We start from the raw sequence: 16274 nt of genomic DNA, 5'->3' as shown, positions 1-16274 counted from the left end.
GGAGGTACGCGTGGACCGACGATCGCCCTCGGCAGCGGTTCTCGTCCTGCACGGGGGCCGCGAGACCGGGTCCGAGCCGCCGCCCCCGGGCCTCCTCAACCTGCCCGGCGTCCGCATGCGCCCCTTCGTCCGCGCCCTGCGCCGGGCCACCCGCGCGCCCCGGTCCGACGACGGCGGTACGGAGGTCCTCGTACGGCAGGTGCGGTACGTCCACCGGGGGTGGAACGGGGCCCGCGCGGACGCCCTCCGCGACGCCCTGGCCGCGCTCGACGCCCTCGGCGAGGAGGCCGGGGACGTGCCGGTGGTCCTCCTCGGCCACTCCATGGGCGCCCGGGCCGCCCTCCTGGCCGCCGGGCACCCCCTCGTACGCGGCGTCGTCGGCCTCGCTCCCTGGTGCCCGCCGGGCGACCCCGTGACCCAGCTCGCCGGGCGCGACGTCGTCCTGGTGCACAGCAACCGGGACCGGATGACCAGCCCCCAGGCCACCCAGTCCCTCACCGCACGGGCCCGCCGGGCCGGCGCCCGTACCTGCATGATCACCGTCCGGGGCGGCGACCACGCCATGATCCGCCGCGCCCCGGCCTGGCACCGGCTCACCACCACCCTGGTCACCGGGTTGCTGGGAACCGGCAGTCTGCCGGAGCCCGTCACCGCGGCCCTCGGTCTGCCGCCCACCGCCCAGCCCGCCGAAGGCACCCTCGATCTCGACCGGCTGCGCGCCGAGCGGGGACCGGCCGGGCTCCTGCCGAGTTCCTGACCCGTTCCGCTCCGGGGGCTGCGCCCGCGCATGCGCCCGCCCGGCCCGGGGACCTTTGCCCGCAGGTACGCGCAGTACGCGCAGTACGCACCCGGCGGCGCTGCGGATGCGGTGCCGGGGGCCGCCGCCCACGATGGAGGTCCGGAGGCCGATCTACGGCGGAGGAGAACCCCTTGCAGGGCGCAGCCGAAGCGTGCGGTGACGGTATGCCGTCGTCCTTCGACCCCACGACCGTGGCCGCCCTGCTGGACGGCAACCCCGCCGGAGTCGCCGTACTCGACGCGAACCTCCGCTACACCTACGTCAACCCCGCGCTCGAACGGCTCAACGGCCTCCGCGCCGGCGCCCACCTCGGCCACACCTTCTCCGAGGTGCTCCCCGAACTCCGCGGCCAGGCCGCCGTCCTGCGCGGAGTCCTGCGCGACGGCGAACCCCGCGAGCAGACGATCAGAGGCCGGACCTGGGCCGCGTCCTCCGCCGAACCGCGGTTCTGGCGCGCCACCTACCACCGCCTTGAGACGGGCGGGGACGTGTGCGGGCTCATGGTGATCGTCGTCGAGATCAGCGACATCGCCCGGCAGCGGGCCGAGCTCGAAGAGGCCCGCGGCCATGTGGCGCTGCTCTCCACGGCCGCAGTCCGGATCGGCACCACGCTCGACATGGACACCACCTGCCGGGAGCTCGCCGAGTTCGTCGTGCCCGCCTTCGCCGACGTGGCGGCCGTCGACGTCTTCCCGCCCGAGGTGGGCCACCCCGTACGCCGTGCCGAGCCCGGTGTCCTGCGGCTGCGGCGGGCGGCGCTGCGGGGCGACGGACCGCTGGACGAGCAGGTGCAGCTGTTCGGACACCCGGGGGAGTACGTCGATTTCGCGGCGGACTCCGCCGTCACCCGCTGCCTGGCCGAGAACGAGCCGGTCCTCGACGACTGGGAGGACCACGAGCGCGGCCGCTCCGCCTTCACCTCGGAGCGGATCACCGCATCCCAGGCGCTCGGCCTGCGCGAGGCGCTCGTCGTGCCGCTCACCGCCCGGGGCCGCCAGATCGGCGTGCTCACCCTGATCCGGGCCGGGGGCTCGCCCGCCTTCACCGACCAGGACGTGCTCGTCGCCCGGGAACTCGCGGGCCGGGCCGCCGTCGACCTCGACCACGCCCGCCGCTACGACCGCGAGCACAGCATCGCCCTGGAGCTCCAGGGCTCCCTGCTCGCCGAGCCCCGCGGCCCCCACCCGCACGTGGAGATCGCCACCCGGTACCTGCCGGCCGAGCGGGGCGTCCTGGTGGGCGGCGACTGGTTCGACGTCGTACCCCTGCGGGACGGCCGCCACCTCAAGGCCATGGGCGACGTGATGGGTCACGGCGTGGAGGCGGCCGTGGCGATGAGCCACTACCGCTCGCTGCTGCGGCTGCTGGCGGGCGACGACCTGCCGCCGCACCTGATCCTGGAGCAGCTCGACGAGATGGTGGAGCGGTCGGGTCTCGACCGGGCGGCGACCTGCCTGCTCGCCGTCGTGGACCGGTTCGGCGGGGTGTGCGAGGTGGCCAGTGCGGGCCATCTGCCGCCGGTGTTCATCGACCCGGGGGAGGCCGGGGCGCGCATCGTCCCGGTGGAGTCCGGGCCGCCGCTGGGTACCGGGTTCGGCGGCTACCGGACCAGCTCCGTGCCGTGCGGGCCGGGGACGGTGCTGTTCATGTACACCGACGGTCTGGTGGAGCGCCGGGGCGAGGACATCGACGTCTCCGTGGGGCGGCTGGCCTCGCTCACCCTGCCCCGCACCGGGACGCTGGAGGACCTGCTCGACCAGGTGCTCGACCGGTTCGGCGGGGACGCGGAGGACGACATCGCGGTGCTGGCCTCCCGGATCCGGGAGGGGCCGCCGGTGCTGCGGAGGCCCGACCCGACGTGAGAGCCGGACGGCTCAGCCGTAGGTCGCGCGGCTGAGCCGCAGGCCGTGCGGCTGAGCAGCAGCCCGGCTGCAGGGGCCGTTCGGTGATCGGTGGTTACGCCGTTGGGGTGATCGGGGCGCTTACGCCGTTTCCGGGTGCTCCTGGCGCCGGCCGCGCAACTGCCGCAGGATCAGGGCGGCCGAGGTGATCAGCGGCAGCATCCCCGCCATCGCGTCGGCGGTGTTCAGCTTGTCGTGCGAACCCTTGGCCCGGCGCACCTGCTTGGACGCCCTGATGACGGCGAGCGCGCTGCTGCCCAGGCTCAGCGCCAGCCCCACCTTGCTGCCGCGCAGGCCCTTGGCGGGCGCGGAGCGGTTCTTCTTCGCCATCGGAGGTACCTCCACGAGGTGCGGTACGGGGTGCGGTACGGGGTGTTCCGGACTCGCCCGTTCCACGTAACCGGGTCCGCCGCGCCCCCGCAAACGGACCCGTTCACCCTCTCGCTCACCACCCCGTCCAGAGCAGGTGGTTGATCAGCAGCGCCGGGACCACCGATGCGACCAGCCAGTACCGGGCCGTCCGGGCGGGCAGCAGGGCGGCTGCGGGCAGCAGCCACAGCAGGAACGGCTGCCAGATGCGCTCGGTCTCCGCCTTGCTCATCCCGGAGAGGTCGGCGGCGAGCAGCGCCACCAGCGTCGCCACGACGAGCAGCGCCAGCCGCTGGGCGGGCGCGAGCGGTGCCGTGTCGCCCGCGCGTGGCGCCCCGGCGCCCGTACGGAGCGCCCGTACGGCCCCGGGGGCGTACGACGCGCTCCGGCGCACTCCGGCGACCGCCGCCAGGCCCGCCGCGAGGACGGCGCAGGCGAGGTTGGCCCAGACCCAGTACGCGTACGGGCGTACGCCCCCCGCGCCCTGGTAGTAGCGCTCCACCAGCAGGTGGTACGCCGTCCACCAGTTGAAGCCGGCGAGCGTGAAGGCCACCGGGACCACCAGCGCGCCGAGCAGGAACGGGACCACCGGGCGGGCCGTCCGGGCGAGCACCAGGACCGCGAGCAGGACCGCCGCCATCAGCCCCAGCCCGTAACTGAGGTAGCAGGTCCACCCGAACAGCAGGCCCCCGCCCACCGCCGCGACGGCCGGGAAGCGGACCCGGCGCGTGGCCGCCAGCGCGAGCAGCGCCACCGACCAGGCGGTGACGGCGGCGAAGTACCCGTCGGCCGAGACGCCCGCCCAGACGGCCGCCGGGGCGAGGACGAGGAAGGGCGCCGCCCGCCGGGCCAGGCGCTCGTCGGCCAGGACGCGCACGGTGATGAGCGCGGCCAGCACCGCCGAACTGCCCAGGACGACACACCAGACGGCGGCCCACGCGCCCCCGCCGAGCCCGATCCGGTCCAGCCAGACGAAGGTCAGCGTCGCGCCCGGCGGGTGGCCGGCGACATGGGCGGGCCAGTTGCCGGGCTCGCCGATCACGATGTGGTTCGTGAAGTCGCGCAGGGTGGCGGGGATGTCGTCGAAGCGGTCGATGACCCGCAGGTACTCGTGCTTGGTGGTGAGGCGCCGCTCCACGCCCCGGTACCAGCCGTCGATCAGCGCCATCGAGAAGACCCAGGCCGTCGACCCGGCCCAGGCCGCCGCGAGGAGCCCGCGCCACGGCAGCCGGGCGGCGAGCGGGGGGCCGTACGCGATCACGAGCACGGCCAGGGTCAGCGCGGCGGGGGTGCCGGGGCCGAGGTGGGGGTCCCAGGAGGCCAGGAGGGGCGGCCACCGGACCTGGAGGGTGCCGGTCCGGTTCTGGACGGCGTGGCCGATGAGGACGGCGGCCGTGACGAGCAGGACCCCCGCGCCGGCGGCGATCAGGTCATGTCGGTGGGCGGGGTGGCGGTCGGCGTTCTCGGGGTCGGCCGTCCGCAGGTCCGGGGAGCCCGGGGCGTCCGGGGAGCCCGGCCCCGTACCCTCGGCGGCTTCCGTAAGGGAGGTGTGTTCGGTCTTCACGCTGGCACGCTATGCACGCCGGGGCGCGTTCCGGCGGTACGGCGGGGCCGCGTCACCGAACCGTCAGATCCGGCGCGCGCCCGGTGTGTCCGGTGCGGATGTGGGGCTTGGGCCGGAACGCGGGTCCGGGCGTCCGGGTCCGCAGGCCGCCATCCGGGTTCAGCGAGCCCGACGTCAGAGTTTCGTCAGGAGTCGCAGCCGCCTCCGCACGGTGTCATCGGCCTAGCGTCGGGGCCATGCCCGAACGCCGCCGGACTCCCACCCCCACCCCCACCCCCACCCCCACCCTCACCGACCGCCTCACCGAACGCCTCCCAACCCGCCTCACCGACCGTCTCCCCGCCCGCCTCACCGCCCTCCGTACGCCCCCCGATCCCGGCTTCTGGCGCAGTCCGGTGCGCGGGGCGCGCTTCACCGCCGTGCTCGGCCTGGTGCTGCTGGTGGGGCTCACCCTGGTGTTCGTCACCGGCCTGCTCTCGTACGCCGCGTACAACCCGGACCTGGACCCGGTCAACGACAAGACGCCCGGCAAGGGGTGGCTCGGCTTCTACCTGTTCGCCTGGCCGACCGGACCGCACTGGTTGTACCGGCTGACCCAGGGACTGCACGTCACCGTCGGCATCGTGCTCGTACCCGTGCTGCTGGCCAAGCTGTGGTCGGTGGTCCCGCGGCTGTTCGCGCTGCCGCCCGCCCGGTCGGTGGGGCACGCGCTGGAGCGGCTCTCGGTGCTGCTCCTCGTGGGCGGGGCGCTGTTCCAGTTCATCACCGGGCTGCTCAACATCCAACTGGACTACCTCTTCCCGGGCTCCTTCTACACCCTGCACTTCTACGGGGCCTGGGTCTTCCTCGCCGGGTTCGTCACCCATGTGGCGCTGAAGCTGCCGCAGGCCGTACGGGTGGTGCGGAGCGGCGGCATCCCGCGCGGCGGGCCGGGCCCTCTCGGCGCGCCCGGCACTCCCGCCGAGGCCAACGCGACCGCCGCGCCCGGCACGCGGGCCGCGCCCGGCACGCGGGCCGCGTCCGACACGCTCGCCGCCCCCGACGCGCTCGCCGCCCCCGACCCGCTGCCCGCCACCCTCTCCCGGCGCGGCGCCCTCGTCCTGGTCGGGGCCGGGTCCCTGCTCCTGCTGATCACCTCGGCCGGGCGCAGCTTCGACGGAACGCTGCGCCGGATCGCGCTCCTCACCCCGCGCGGCGGTACGGAACAGGGGCCGGGCCCGAACGCCTTCCAGGTCAACAAGACGGCCGCCGCCGTCCGGATCACCCCCGCCGACACCGGCGAGCGCTGGCGGCTGACGGTACGGGGGCCGGCCGGCGAACTCCGCTTCTCCCGGGCCGAACTGCTGGCCATGGAGCAGCACACCGCGGCGCTCCCGATCGCCTGCGTGGAGGGCTGGTCGACCTCGGACCAGCTCTGGCGCGGGGTGCGGCTGTCGGACCTGGCGGCGCTCGCCGGGTACCCGGACAGCCCGCCGGACCTGTTCGTGGAGTCGTTGCAGCGCAGCGGCTCGTTCCGCAAGGCCGCGCTCCGGGACAACCAGGTCCGCGACGGGCGCTCGCTGCTGGCGCTGGAGGTCAACGGCGCGCCGCTGTCGCCCGACCACGGCTACCCGGCCCGGATCATCGTGCCCGCCGCGCCCGGGGTGCTGAACACCAAGTGGGTCGAGACCCTGACGTTCGGAGAACTGTGATGTCCACGCTGGCCACCCCCCGCCGCCCACGCTTCTCCGTACGCCGCCTCGTACGCCGGTGGTACGGCGAGGGCCCCCTGCACCTGCTCCTGCTGGCGGCCACCTTCTGCCTGGCCGGATACGCGGGCGTACGCCTCCTGGACGGCGACACCCTCGGCGTCCTGCTCTGGTTCGCCGGGTCGGCGGTGCTGCACGATCTCGTGCTGCTCCCGGTGTACGCGGGGGCGGACCGGGCCCTGCGCGCGGCGCTCGGGCCACGGCGGGACCTGGTCAACTTCGTCCGCGTACCGGTGTTCCTCTCCGGGCTGCTCCTGCTGATCTGGTTCCCACTGATCACGCGGCGGACCGAGCGGCGGTACGTGGCCGCCTCCGGCACCTCACCGGATCTCTACCTCTCCCACTGGCTGCTCATCACCGGCGCGTTGTTCGCGCTCTCCGCGCTCTGGCTGCTGGTCCGAGCGCTCCGCTCCCGTACGGGACGGGGGCGCGGGCGGCGCAGCGCGACGAAGGCCCGGCCCTCCGCGCTCCACTGATCGGCCGGGCGCCAGCCGCACGCGCCGGCGTACCGCAGCAGCGCCGGCGTGCCGATCCGCGCCCAGGGGAACGGCCGGTCCGCCGGGCCGGCCTTCTCCGCGGGCGCGCGCCGGCCGTCGTCCAGGCGGACCTGGACGCGTTCGTCGATGTCGAGCGGCGACGTCTCCGCGATGAGCAGCCCGCCGGCGGAGAGGAGGTCGGCGGCCCGGTCCAGCAGGGCGGCCGGGTCGCCGCCGATGCCGATGTTGCCGTCGACGAGCAGCACGGTGCCCCAACGGCCCTCCCCCGGCAGCGGGTCGAAGACGCTGCGGAGCAGGGCGGAGCCGCCGATGAGCCGGGTCCGGGCGACGGCCGCCTCGCTGACGTCGATGCCGAGCGCCCGGTGGCCCAGCGCGGTCAGCTCCGCGACCAGCCGCCCGGGGCCGCAGCCGATGTCCAGCACCGGGCCCTCGCACCGGTGCAGCGCGGAGAGGTCGGCGGCGCCCGCGTCGGAGCACCAGCGCTCGACCTCCAGGGGCAGCAGCCAGCCGTCGCTGCGGCGGAGGAAGAGCGGGCCGCGGCCGTTGCGCAGGGCGTTTGCGTACGGGTCGGTTCCCCAGGGAGCGGCGGTACGGGCTTCGGCGCCGCGGGGGTCGGTCTCGGGGCGCCGGTCGGTGCCGGGGCCGGGGCCGGCACCTGCACCGGCGCCGATGCCGGGGCGGGCGCGGGGGTCGGTGGGCCGGTCGGCCTCCAGGGCGTCGGCGGTCTCCCGGGTCTTCTGCGGGGCCGTGGCCGGGGCCGTGGCCGTACCGGACGACGATGACGGCGGCAGCATCGTGCTCATCGCACCCCCGCCCCCGCCCCGGTCAGCCGGCCGAGCGCCGCGGCGAACCGGCCGCCGGGGGCGTCGGCCGCCACCCGGTGCGCGTCGGAGGCGGTGTCCACGTCGAGGAGGACCGGCAGGTCCCGTACCGCGAGGCCGGCCTCCACCAGCCGGCGCCGCTGCACCGCACCGGTCTCCGGGACGGACATGGGCACCCCCCGGAGCAGGGCGGGATCGGGTTGCGCGAGGCCCAGCGCCCAGAAGCCGCCGTCCTCCGCGGGGCCGAACCAGGCGTCGCAGCCCTCCCAGGCGTCCGGGGCGAGGGCCGGGGCGAGCAGGGCCGGGGTGATCTGCGGGGTGTCCATGCCGACCAGGAGGGCCGGCCCGGTACACCTCCCGAAGGCCGCCGCGAGCCGCTCGTCCAGCCCGCCCGCGCTCTGCGGGACCACCTCGACGCCCGGCGGCACCCAGGGGCCCGGCCGCCCGTCGAGGACGAGGACGCGCCGCCGGGCGGGGAGGGCGAGCACGGCCTCCAGGGTGTCGGCGAGGGCGGCGGCGGCCAGCTCGGCGGCCTCGGCGGGGGAGAAGGGCGGACAGAGCCGGGTCTTGACCCGCCCGGGGACCGGCTCCTTCGCGATGACCAGCAGCTCCGTGGGGCCGGTGGGGCCGTACGCGGGGGTGCGGGCCGTGTCGTGTGCGGGGCGCTCGTACGCGTTCATCGGGCGGCCCCCGTTCCGCTCGGGGCGGGCGTCGGGGCCGGTGCCCGGTCCGCCGGTGGCTCGCGCAGGACGCCGCGCATGTCGCGTACCGCGTGCCAGGTGCCGCGCCAGGTGCCGGTCACCTTCGACTTCCCCGTACGCGGCCGGTACGGGACGTCGGTCTCGGCGACCCGCAGCCCGGCGTCCGAGGCCCGGACCACCATCTGGAGCGGGTAGCCGCTGCGCCGGTCGGTGAGGTCCAGGGCCAGCAGGTCGGCGCGGCGGGCCGCCCGCAGCGGGCCGAGGTCGTGCAGGCGCAGCCCCGTACGGCGGCGGAGCATGCGGGCGAGCGCCAGGTTGCCCGCCCGCGCGTGCGGCGGCCAGGCGCCCCGGCCCTCGGGGCGGCGGCGGCCCAGCAGCAGATCGCACTCGCCGTCCGCGATCCGCCGGACGAACCCGGCCAGCAGCGCGGGGTCCAGCGAGCCGTCGCAGTCGCAGAAGCAGACGAACTCGGCCTCGGCGGCCAGCAGTCCGGCATGGCAGGCCGCGCCGAACCCGCGCCGCTCCTCCGTGACGACGTGCGCGCCGAGGGAGCGGGCGAGCTCGGCCGAACCGTCGGTCGACCCGTTGTCGACGACGATCGCGCGCCAGCCGTCGGGAATCCGGTCGAGCATCCAGGGCAGGGCGGCCGCCTCGTCCAGGCAGGGCAGGACGATGTCGGCCCTCGGGACGGCTCTCCGGGAAGCGGTGGGCGGGACGGTGGCATCGGGAAGGGCGGCAGAGGAATCGGTCACCCGCCTCACCCTACGGAGACAACTCCGACATTCCGGTCTTCAGGTTCTTACGAAACATGGACGTCGGCCGGATGGCGGCGCACGGCTCCCCGGCGCGCCGGAGCGCGGTGCGAAGGTGGACGGCATGGAGAACACCCCGCTCGCCCCGCCGCACGCCCCCGCTCCCGCCGCCGCGCGGGGCCGGGTCCTCGTCGTGGACGACGACCCGACCGTGGCCGAGGTCGTCGTCGGCTATCTGCACCGCGCCGGGTACGCCGTCGAGCGGGCGGGGGACGGGCCCACCGCCCTGGAACGGTTCGCGGCGGCCCGGCCCGACCTCGTCGTCCTGGACCTGATGCTGCCCGCCATGGACGGGTTCGAGGTGTGCCGCCGGATGCGCGCGCACGGGCCGGTGCCGGTCATCATGCTGACCGCGCGCGGGGACGAGGAGGACCGCATCCTCGGCCTGGAGACCGGGGCCGACGACTACGTCACCAAGCCGTTCAGCCCGCGCGAACTGGTGCTGCGGGTCGAGTCCGTGCTGCGCCGCGCCGGGGCCGGGGCGCCCGCCGCCGAGGGGGCCCGGCCGCTGTCGGGCGCGGGGCTGCGGCTGGACCCGGTGGCCCGCAGCGCGTCCCGTGACGGTGTGGGACTCGCCCTGACCTTGCGGGAGTTCGACCTGCTCGCCTTCCTTCTCCGGCATCCCGGGCGGGCGTTCGGCCGGGAGGAGCTGATGCGGGAGGTGTGGGGCTGGGACTTCGGCGACCTGTCCACGGTGACCGTCCACATCCGCAGGCTGCGCGGCAAGGTCGAACAGGACCCGGCGAGGCCCCGGTTGATCCGCACGGTGTGGGGGGTGGGGTACCGGCTGGACCTCCCGGGCGACGGGGAGGACGCGGAGGACCCGGAGGGCACGGCGGCCACCGAGGACGCGGAGGACGCGACGGTCACGGAGGCCACCGAGGTCGCAGCGGCGATCACGGCAGCCACGGCATCCACGGCGGTCGCGGACGCCACGGCAGCCACCGACCGTACGGAGGGAGCAGGCCGTGCGTGACCTCCTCCTCATCGCGCTGTTCGCCTTTCTCGGTGCGGCCGCCGCCGGGCTGCTCGGCGCGCTCGTCCTGCGCCTCCTGCGGCACCGCTCGCTGGTCGTCTCGGTGACCGTCGTCGCCGGGGTGGCCGTCACCGCGATGCTCGCCGGGACGCTGACGGTCGCCTGGGCGATGTTCCTGTCCTCGCACGACCTGTACGTCGTCACGACCGTGGTCGCCATGGCCGCCGTGGTCTCCCTCGCCACCGCCGTACTCCTGGGCCGCTGGGTCGCCGCCCGCAGCCGCGACCTGACCCTGGCCGCGCGCTCGTTCGGCGAGGGCGGCACCTTCGCGGCGCCCGCCGGGCAGCCCAATGCCGAGCTGGCCGTGCTCACCCGCGAGCTGGCCGCCACCAGCGCCAGGCTGGACAGCTCACGGGAGCGCGAGCGGGCCCTGGAGAGCTCGCGGCGCGAACTCGTCGCCTGGATCTCGCACGATCTGCGCACGCCGCTGGCGGGGCTGCGGGCGATGGCCGAGGCGCTGGAGGACGGCATGGCCCCCGACTCCGGGCGCTATCTGCGGCAGATCCGGACCGAGGTGGAGCGCATGAACGGGATGGTCGGGGACCTCTTCGAACTCTCCCGCATCCACGCCGGCTCCCTCACCCTCGCCCCGGCCCGGATCTCCCTCTACGACCTGGTCGACGACGCGCTGGCCGGGGCCGGACCGCTGGCGCGCGAACGCGGGGTGCGGCTGGTGGGCGACCGGATCGAGGCGGTGCCGGTGGAGGTGGACGGCAAGGAGATGAGCCGGGTGCTGGGCAATCTCCTGATCAACGCCATCCGCCGCACCCCGGCCGACGGCACGGTGGCCCTGTCCGCGCACCGTTCGGACGGCGGGGTCGTGCTGTCGGTGACCGACGGCTGCGGCGGCATCCCGGAGGAGGACCTGCCCCGCGTCTTCGACACCGGCTGGCGCGGCAGCCACGCCCGTACGCCCCCGGCCGGCGCGGGCCTGGGCCTGGCCATCGTGCGCGGCATCGTGGAGGCGCACGCCGGGCGCGCCGAGGTCCGCAACGTCCAGGGCGGCTGCTGCTTCTCGGTCACGCTCCCGGCGGTGTGAGGGCGGGGCGCTCAGCCTGGCCCGGTCGGTCCGGTCCGACCCCCGGTCCCGCCGTGGCATGACAGCGTCATCGCCCGTTCACGCCCCGTCCGTACGGGCGTCGCCGCGCCTTGCGATCTTTCCGGCGAAGGAACGGAACGCGTACGGGTGTGGGGAGAGGACGTCATGAACAGAGCGAGTACCGGCCTGCCGCGGCGCGGGGCCCGGCTGCTGGCCGCAGTACTGGCGGCGGGCACGGTCGTCGTCGGCGCCTCCACCGGGGCGGTCGCGGCGGGGCCCGGCAGCGCGGGCGGCGCGGGCGGTGCGGGGGCGTGCGCCGGGAGCGGGCCGCTGCCGCGCGCCTGCGCCCAGCCGGGCGATCTGATCGACGTCACCCTCGGCGAACTCCACCCGACCCAGGCCGTCCTCGGCTTCGACCAGGTCTTCTACAAGCTCGGCCGGTACGGCAGCGACCGGGACGAGGCGGCGGGCGGCTTCAACAAGCGCTTCGACGACTGGTGCGAGACCAACGGCCAGGGCGAGGCGGCCTCGGTGCACCCCGGGGCCCGGCTGGACGATCCGGCGAGCTTCTCCTGCACGGTGCCGCTCGGCCAGGAGACGCCGCAGTCGGTCGCCCCGATGAAGACGGCCGTGATCGGACCCGGCGGGAAGCTGTACCTCACCGACGGGCACCACACGCTGACGTCCTTCCTGGAAGGCCCGGACGGCTCCACCCGGCTGCCCATCCGGCTCCGCGTCACCGACAACTTCAGCTCTCTCTCCACCACCGCCTTCTGGCAGCGGATGACCGCCGAGAAGAAGGTCTGGCTGCGCGACGAGAACAACAAGCCCCTGGCCGTGGACCAGTTGCCGGACCGCCTCGGGATCACCCACTTCCGCGACGACCCGTACCGCAGCCTCGTCTACTTCACGCGGGACATCGGCTACGAAGTCCCGGACGGGGCGACGGAGTTCCTGGAGTTCTCGTGGGGCTCCTGGCTGCGCGGGAAGCACGACACGGCCGCGTACGACCTCACCTCCCCCGGCCCGTACCTCGACCTGGTCAAGAGCGCCTCGAAGTCCATGGCCGCGCTCGCCCCGGACGCCGTGGTCGACGACGGGAAGACCGCCGCCCAGCTCGGCCGGATCGCGGAGTGGAACGGCGGCAAGAAGGAGACGGGCGGGGAGTTCGCCAAGCTGAGCAAGCCCCTGACGGACGCCAAGCCGGGAAAGCTCGCCGAGGCACTGGACTACAAGGCCCGGGTGGTGCGCGCGCCGGCGTGCACCACCACGATCACCGGCGTGCGCAACGGCCCGCTGACCGTCACGAGCGGCGTCACCTGCGCCGAGCGCGCCGACCTGCGTGGCCCGGTCACCGTGCGCGCCGGCGCCGCCCTCGTCCTGACCGGCTCCACGCTCCAGGGCCCGCTCCAGTCCGACCGCGCCGCCGCCGTCCACGTGTGCGGATCGAGCGTCACCGGACCCCTGGCCGTCAGCCGTACGACCGGACCCGTCCGGTTGGGCGGCGCGGGCTGCACCGCGAACGCGGTGACCGGGGCCGTCGTCCTGACCGGCAACACCGGGGGAGTCCTGCTCGCCGCCAACAAGGTCACCGGTCCCGTGGCGTGCTCCGGCAACGTGCCGGCGCCGGACAACACGCAGCGGGCCAACGAGGTCCACGGCCCCCGCACAGGGCAGTGCGCCGGGGTGTGAGCCGGGGCGTCACCCTCCCACACGCCGGAGTGTGAGCCCGCGCGACGCCTTTCCGCACGCCGGGGTGTGAGCCCGCGCCGGCCGAGGCTCACACGGCCTGCTCCTACGGTGCCTCAGCCCCTACCGGCTGGGGCGCCGCCGTTCCGGCTCCCCGCAGGCCCGCCCGCGCGAACTCCGCCATCCCCGCCGCGAAGCCGACCTCCGGCCGCCACCCCAGCTCCTCGCGCAGCCGCCGCGAATCCGCCGTGACATGGCGTACGTCGCCGAGGCGGTACTCCCCGGTCACCACCGGCTCAGGACCGTCGTGCGCGGCGGCCAGGGCGGTGGCCATCTCACCGATCGTGTGCGGGTCGCCGCTGCCGCAGTTGTACGCGGAGAAGGAGGCGGGCCGGCGCTCGCGGACCGCTTCCAGGGCCACCGCGTTGGCCGCCGCGACATCGTGGACGTGGACGAAGTCGCGGCGCTGGCGGCCGTCCTCGTAGACCCGGGGCGCCTCGCCGCGCGCCAGGGCCGAGCGGAAGAACGAGGCGACCCCGGCGTACGGGGTGTCGCGCGGCATCCCCGGCCCGTACACGTTGTGGTAGCGAAGCGACACCGCCCGGCCCCCCGTCGCCCGGGCCCACGCGGCGGCCAGGTGCTCCTGGGCGAGCTTGGTGGCGGCGTACACGTTGCGCGGGTCGGCGGGCGCGTCCTCGGAGACCAGGCCCGGCACCAACTCCGTACCGCACTCCGGGCAGTGGGGCTCGAAGCTCCCCGCCCGCAGCCCGGCCTCCGGGCGCGGCCCGGGGCGGACCGCACCGTGGCGCGGGCAGTCGTAGCGGCCCTCGCCGTAGACCACCATCGACCCGGCCAGGACGAGATCCCGCACCCCGGCGGCGGCCATCTCCGCCAGCAGCACCGCCGTACCCAGGTCGTTGCACCCCACGTACAGCGGCGCGTCCGTGAAGTCCTTGCCCAGGCCCACCATCGCCGCCTGGTGACAGACCGCGTCGACCCCGGCGAGCGCCCCCGCCACCGCCTCCCGGTCCCGGACATCCCCGACGACCAGCCGGGCCCCGGGGACCTCTGGGGGCGTGGCGCCGGGGTGGGCCGAGGGGAGCAGGGCGTCCAGCACCACGCTCTCGTGCCCGGCCGCGGCGAGTGCGGCGACGACATGTGACCCGATGAACCCGGCTCCGCCGGTGACCAGTACGCGCATGGCGGCCACGCTAGGGGCGCGGCGGCCGCCGGGCGGTGCGCGGCGCACCCGTGTCACGGGACCGTAAGGACTGCCGCGCGCCGGGGCGTACGGGGAGGCCGGGAACACGGCCGCGCGTACGGGAGGGGAACGCTCAGGCGAACGCGTACGGCAGCCGACCGCGTACGGCAGGGGAACGCGTACGGGAGGGGAACGCTCAGGCGAACGCGTACGCCACCGTCGTCGCCGCCCCCAGCGCCGCACCCGCCACCGTCTGCGCGACCGTGTGATAGCCCAGCGCCACCCGCGACCAGCAGACGGCGACCGTCAGCGCGTACCCGGCCAGCCACCACGGGGAGTGCACGACCGCGAGCAGGGCCACGACCGCCGAGGCCACCGCCGAGTCGACCGAGATCTTCCACACCGTGTTGACGGCCAGCAGCCCGATCGTCATCACCCAGAGCGCGAGCATCGCGACGAGGATGCCGCCCGGCGCGTTCCCGAGGACCATCACCACCGACCCCGCCCCGATGGAGCCGAGGATGACGAAGAAGATCGGCGCCCGCTTCGTACGGTCCACGACATGGCGGTCGCCCCAGGTGCCGCGCCCGCGCTCCCACTCGATGTACCCGGCCGGGATCAGCCCGGCGCAGAGCGCCCCGAGGAACCCCCAGAGCAGCCCGGTCCAGTCGCCGGCGGCGGCGAGCCCGATGCCGAGCATCCCGGCCAGCAGGGCGTTGCGGGGCTGGAGGATGTCGGTGACGGCTCGCGCGAGGGTGGTGCGCGTGGTGTCCTCGGCACCGGCAGCGGTAGCGGTGGTCGTGGTGTTCATGAGGTCTGCTCCGTGGTCTCCGACGTACGGGCGGTCTCCGACGTACGGGTGGTCGCCGCCCCGAGCACCTCGCGGGCGCGCTCCACCGTGACGGTCCGGTACGCGGCGGCGACCCGCTCCAGCCGGGCCACCTCGCCGTCCTGGTCGGCGGCCTGCTGGGCGGCCACCGCAGCGGCGGGGCCGGCCGGCGCGCCGGACTCCTTGGCCAGCAGGGCGGCCCGGATCCAGTACGCGTCGCCGAGCGCCCCGGCCCGGTGGGCATCGCCCGCCTCCCGGGCGGCGGCCTCCTCGGACGCGGCCACCAGCTCGTCGGGGACGTAATGGCGCAGCTTCTCCACCGCGTCCGCGATGTCGGCGGCCCACCGGTCGATCCGCAGGTCGGCCGGGGCGCCGAACCGGGTGAGCTCCCGGGGCAGGGAGGCGGGCGGGTCGAAGGGCTGGTCGGGGAAGGACGCCATCAGCTCGTACCAGAGGGCGTGCAGCCGGACCTGGGCCCGCCACAGCCGCACCCGGCGTGCGCCGGTGCTGAAGGCGGGGACGGACGCGCCGAGGGCGAAGAACGCGAAGAGGACGAGCTGCGCCGCCTCGGTCACCTGGTCGAAGCGGAGCGCGAACGCCTCGCTGGGCTCGTCCACCACGCTGACCCAGAGGAACAGGGTCCGGCTCACGGTGTAGCCGACGCCGATGAACATCGCGAACGTCATCATCCCGAGCCCGATGCGCAGATGGCGGCGGTGCGCGTCGGCGGTGGCCAGCGCCCACTGGAAGGCGCAGACGGCGGAGGCGGCGCCGAGGTAGAGGTAGAAGACGCTCATGTAGAGCGTGGCGCCCCACTCGCCGGCGTGGTCGGAGACGAAGCGGTCCGAGGGGACCGAGCGGTCCACCACGGTGAAGAAGAGGACGGTCAGCAGGATCAGCGTCGCCACGGAGGCCTTCGCCGCGACCTGCTGGACGAGCCGGGCGAACCGTACGTGGCGGGGTGCGGCGCCCGCCTCGGGGTAGCTGCCGTAGATGGCGACGATGTAGCTGAGGATGGCCAGAATCGCCACGGTCGCGGTGTAGTGCTTGATGAGGACGGCGAGGTCGGTGACCGCGCTGTTGTTGAGCCCGGTGCGCACCGCCTCGGTCTTCGTCCACAGGGCGATCGCGAATCCGGCGTAGCAGCCCCACAGGGCCCGCCGCCTGCGGTCCTCCTCATCTCCCCACAGGGCAGCGGGCATACGCCACAGGGCAACGGCTGTCATCAGACCGGCTATCAGGTAGCCGGCGAGATCGAGGGGGGTCAC

At 75.3% G+C, this 16274-nt stretch carries 14 protein-coding genes; 6 read left to right on the top strand and 8 right to left on the bottom strand.

The window, feature by feature from the left end; all coding sequences use genetic code 11:
- Nucleotides 1-10: 10 nt before the first annotated feature.
- Together ACFWRT_RS18110 and ACFWRT_RS18105 are read left to right on the top strand one after the other, a co-directional pair.
- Nucleotides 11-757, top strand: coding sequence for a serine aminopeptidase domain-containing protein (locus ACFWRT_RS18110; protein WP_380949656.1), 747 nt, complete (start codon nucleotides 11-13; stop codon nucleotides 755-757).
- Nucleotides 758-963: 206 nt separating this feature from the next.
- Nucleotides 964-2661: a SpoIIE family protein phosphatase gene (locus tag ACFWRT_RS18105; RefSeq protein WP_380949776.1), complete on the top strand. Its 1698-nt coding sequence runs from the start codon at nucleotides 964-966 to the stop codon at nucleotides 2659-2661.
- A 120-nt stretch (nucleotides 2662-2781) separates the two neighbouring features.
- On the opposite strand, the gene ACFWRT_RS18100 is transcribed toward ACFWRT_RS18105, so the two are convergent.
- Together ACFWRT_RS18100 and ACFWRT_RS18095 are read right to left on the bottom strand one after the other, a co-directional pair.
- Nucleotides 2782-3030, bottom strand: coding sequence for a hypothetical protein (locus tag ACFWRT_RS18100; RefSeq protein ID WP_380949657.1), 249 nt, complete (start codon nucleotides 3028-3030; stop codon nucleotides 2782-2784).
- 115 nt (nucleotides 3031-3145) lie between these two features.
- The gene (locus tag ACFWRT_RS18095) at nucleotides 3146-4552 is read right to left on the bottom strand and encodes a hypothetical protein (RefSeq protein ID WP_380949777.1); all 1407 of its coding nucleotides are present in this window, start codon (nucleotides 4550-4552) and stop codon (nucleotides 3146-3148) included.
- Nucleotides 4553-4869: 317 nt separating this feature from the next.
- Here ACFWRT_RS18095 and ACFWRT_RS18090 point away from each other — a divergent pair, with 317 nt between their 5' ends.
- Complete coding sequence (locus ACFWRT_RS18090) at nucleotides 4870-6324, top strand: molybdopterin-dependent oxidoreductase (RefSeq protein ID WP_380949658.1); 1455 nt, start codon at nucleotides 4870-4872, stop codon at nucleotides 6322-6324.
- A gap of 388 nt (nucleotides 6325-6712) precedes the next feature.
- Here ACFWRT_RS18090 and ACFWRT_RS18085 read toward each other — a convergent pair whose 3' ends face one another.
- From ACFWRT_RS18085 to ACFWRT_RS18075, 3 genes are read right to left on the bottom strand one after another with little or no spacing between them, the layout of a single operon-like run.
- Nucleotides 6713-7672: a methyltransferase domain-containing protein gene (locus ACFWRT_RS18085; protein ID WP_380949778.1), complete on the bottom strand. Its 960-nt coding sequence runs from the start codon at nucleotides 7670-7672 to the stop codon at nucleotides 6713-6715.
- Between the two features lie 5 nt (nucleotides 7673-7677).
- Entirely contained in the window at nucleotides 7678-8379 is a 702-nt protein-coding gene (locus ACFWRT_RS18080) for a TIGR04282 family arsenosugar biosynthesis glycosyltransferase (RefSeq protein WP_380949659.1), read from the bottom strand.
- Nucleotides 8376-9152, bottom strand: a complete 777-nt coding sequence (locus ACFWRT_RS18075) for a glycosyltransferase family 2 protein (RefSeq protein WP_380949660.1) — start codon at nucleotides 9150-9152, stop codon at nucleotides 8376-8378. The genes ACFWRT_RS18080 and ACFWRT_RS18075 overlap by 4 nt, the downstream gene beginning before the upstream one ends.
- Nucleotides 9153-9276: 124 nt before the next feature.
- On the opposite strand from ACFWRT_RS18075, the gene ACFWRT_RS18070 reads away from it, so the two are divergent.
- From ACFWRT_RS18070 to ACFWRT_RS18060, 3 genes are all read left to right on the top strand, one after another.
- Nucleotides 9277-10188: a response regulator transcription factor gene (locus tag ACFWRT_RS18070; protein ID WP_380949661.1), complete on the top strand. Its 912-nt coding sequence runs from the start codon at nucleotides 9277-9279 to the stop codon at nucleotides 10186-10188.
- Entirely contained in the window at nucleotides 10181-11287 is a 1107-nt protein-coding gene (locus ACFWRT_RS18065; protein ID WP_380949662.1) for a sensor histidine kinase, read from the top strand. The genes ACFWRT_RS18070 and ACFWRT_RS18065 overlap by 8 nt, the downstream gene beginning before the upstream one ends.
- 165 nt (nucleotides 11288-11452) lie before the next feature.
- Entirely contained in the window at nucleotides 11453-12979 is a 1527-nt protein-coding gene (locus ACFWRT_RS18060) for a ParB/Srx family N-terminal domain-containing protein (protein ID WP_380949663.1), read from the top strand.
- 103 nt (nucleotides 12980-13082) lie between these two features.
- On the opposite strand, the gene ACFWRT_RS18055 is transcribed toward ACFWRT_RS18060, so the two are convergent.
- The 3 genes from ACFWRT_RS18055 to ACFWRT_RS18045 all read right to left on the bottom strand — a co-directional run bounded on the left by ACFWRT_RS18055 (nucleotide 13083) and on the right by ACFWRT_RS18045 (nucleotide 16274).
- Complete coding sequence (locus ACFWRT_RS18055; RefSeq protein WP_380949664.1) at nucleotides 13083-14177, bottom strand: NAD-dependent epimerase/dehydratase family protein; 1095 nt, start codon at nucleotides 14175-14177, stop codon at nucleotides 13083-13085.
- A 196-nt stretch (nucleotides 14178-14373) separates the two neighbouring features.
- On the bottom strand, nucleotides 14374-14988 hold the full coding sequence (locus ACFWRT_RS18050; RefSeq protein WP_380949665.1) for a hypothetical protein: 615 nt from the start codon (nucleotides 14986-14988) through the stop codon (nucleotides 14374-14376).
- Nucleotides 14985-16274, bottom strand: coding sequence for an MAB_1171c family putative transporter (locus ACFWRT_RS18045; RefSeq protein ID WP_380949666.1), 1290 nt, complete (start codon nucleotides 16272-16274; stop codon nucleotides 14985-14987). The genes ACFWRT_RS18050 and ACFWRT_RS18045 overlap by 4 nt, the downstream gene beginning before the upstream one ends.

The sequence above is a fragment of the Streptomyces cyaneofuscatus genome (assembly GCF_042718795.1).
Taxonomy (GTDB): Bacteria; Actinomycetota; Actinomycetes; order Streptomycetales; family Streptomycetaceae; genus Streptomyces; species Streptomyces cyaneofuscatus_A.
Note: the sequence above shows the minus strand (reverse complement) of the source record. Positions and strands in the feature narration are given on the sequence as shown.

What these genes read in the sequence shown, in the direction of transcription:
- ACFWRT_RS18100 (WP_380949657.1), bottom strand. Translation starts at nt 3,030, where the DNA reads ATGGCGAAGAAGAACCGCTCCGCGCCCGCCAAGGGCCTGCGCGGCAGC.
- ACFWRT_RS18080 (WP_380949659.1), bottom strand. Translation starts at nt 8,379, where the DNA reads ATGAACGCGTACGAGCGCCCCGCACACGACACGGCCCGCACCCCCGCG.
- ACFWRT_RS18055 (WP_380949664.1), bottom strand. Translation starts at nt 14,177, where the DNA reads ATGCGCGTACTGGTCACCGGCGGAGCCGGGTTCATCGGGTCACATGTC.
- ACFWRT_RS18085 (WP_380949778.1), bottom strand. Translation starts at nt 7,672, where the DNA reads ATGCTGCCGCCGTCATCGTCGTCCGGTACGGCCACGGCCCCGGCCACG.
- ACFWRT_RS18070 (WP_380949661.1), top strand. Translation starts at nt 9,277, where the DNA reads ATGGAGAACACCCCGCTCGCCCCGCCGCACGCCCCCGCTCCCGCCGCC.
- ACFWRT_RS18090 (WP_380949658.1), top strand. Translation starts at nt 4,870, where the DNA reads ATGCCCGAACGCCGCCGGACTCCCACCCCCACCCCCACCCCCACCCCC.
- ACFWRT_RS18060 (WP_380949663.1), top strand. Translation starts at nt 11,453, where the DNA reads ATGAACAGAGCGAGTACCGGCCTGCCGCGGCGCGGGGCCCGGCTGCTG.
- ACFWRT_RS18050 (WP_380949665.1), bottom strand. Translation starts at nt 14,988, where the DNA reads ATGAACACCACGACCACCGCTACCGCTGCCGGTGCCGAGGACACCACG.
- ACFWRT_RS18105 (WP_380949776.1), top strand. Translation starts at nt 964, where the DNA reads ATGCCGTCGTCCTTCGACCCCACGACCGTGGCCGCCCTGCTGGACGGC.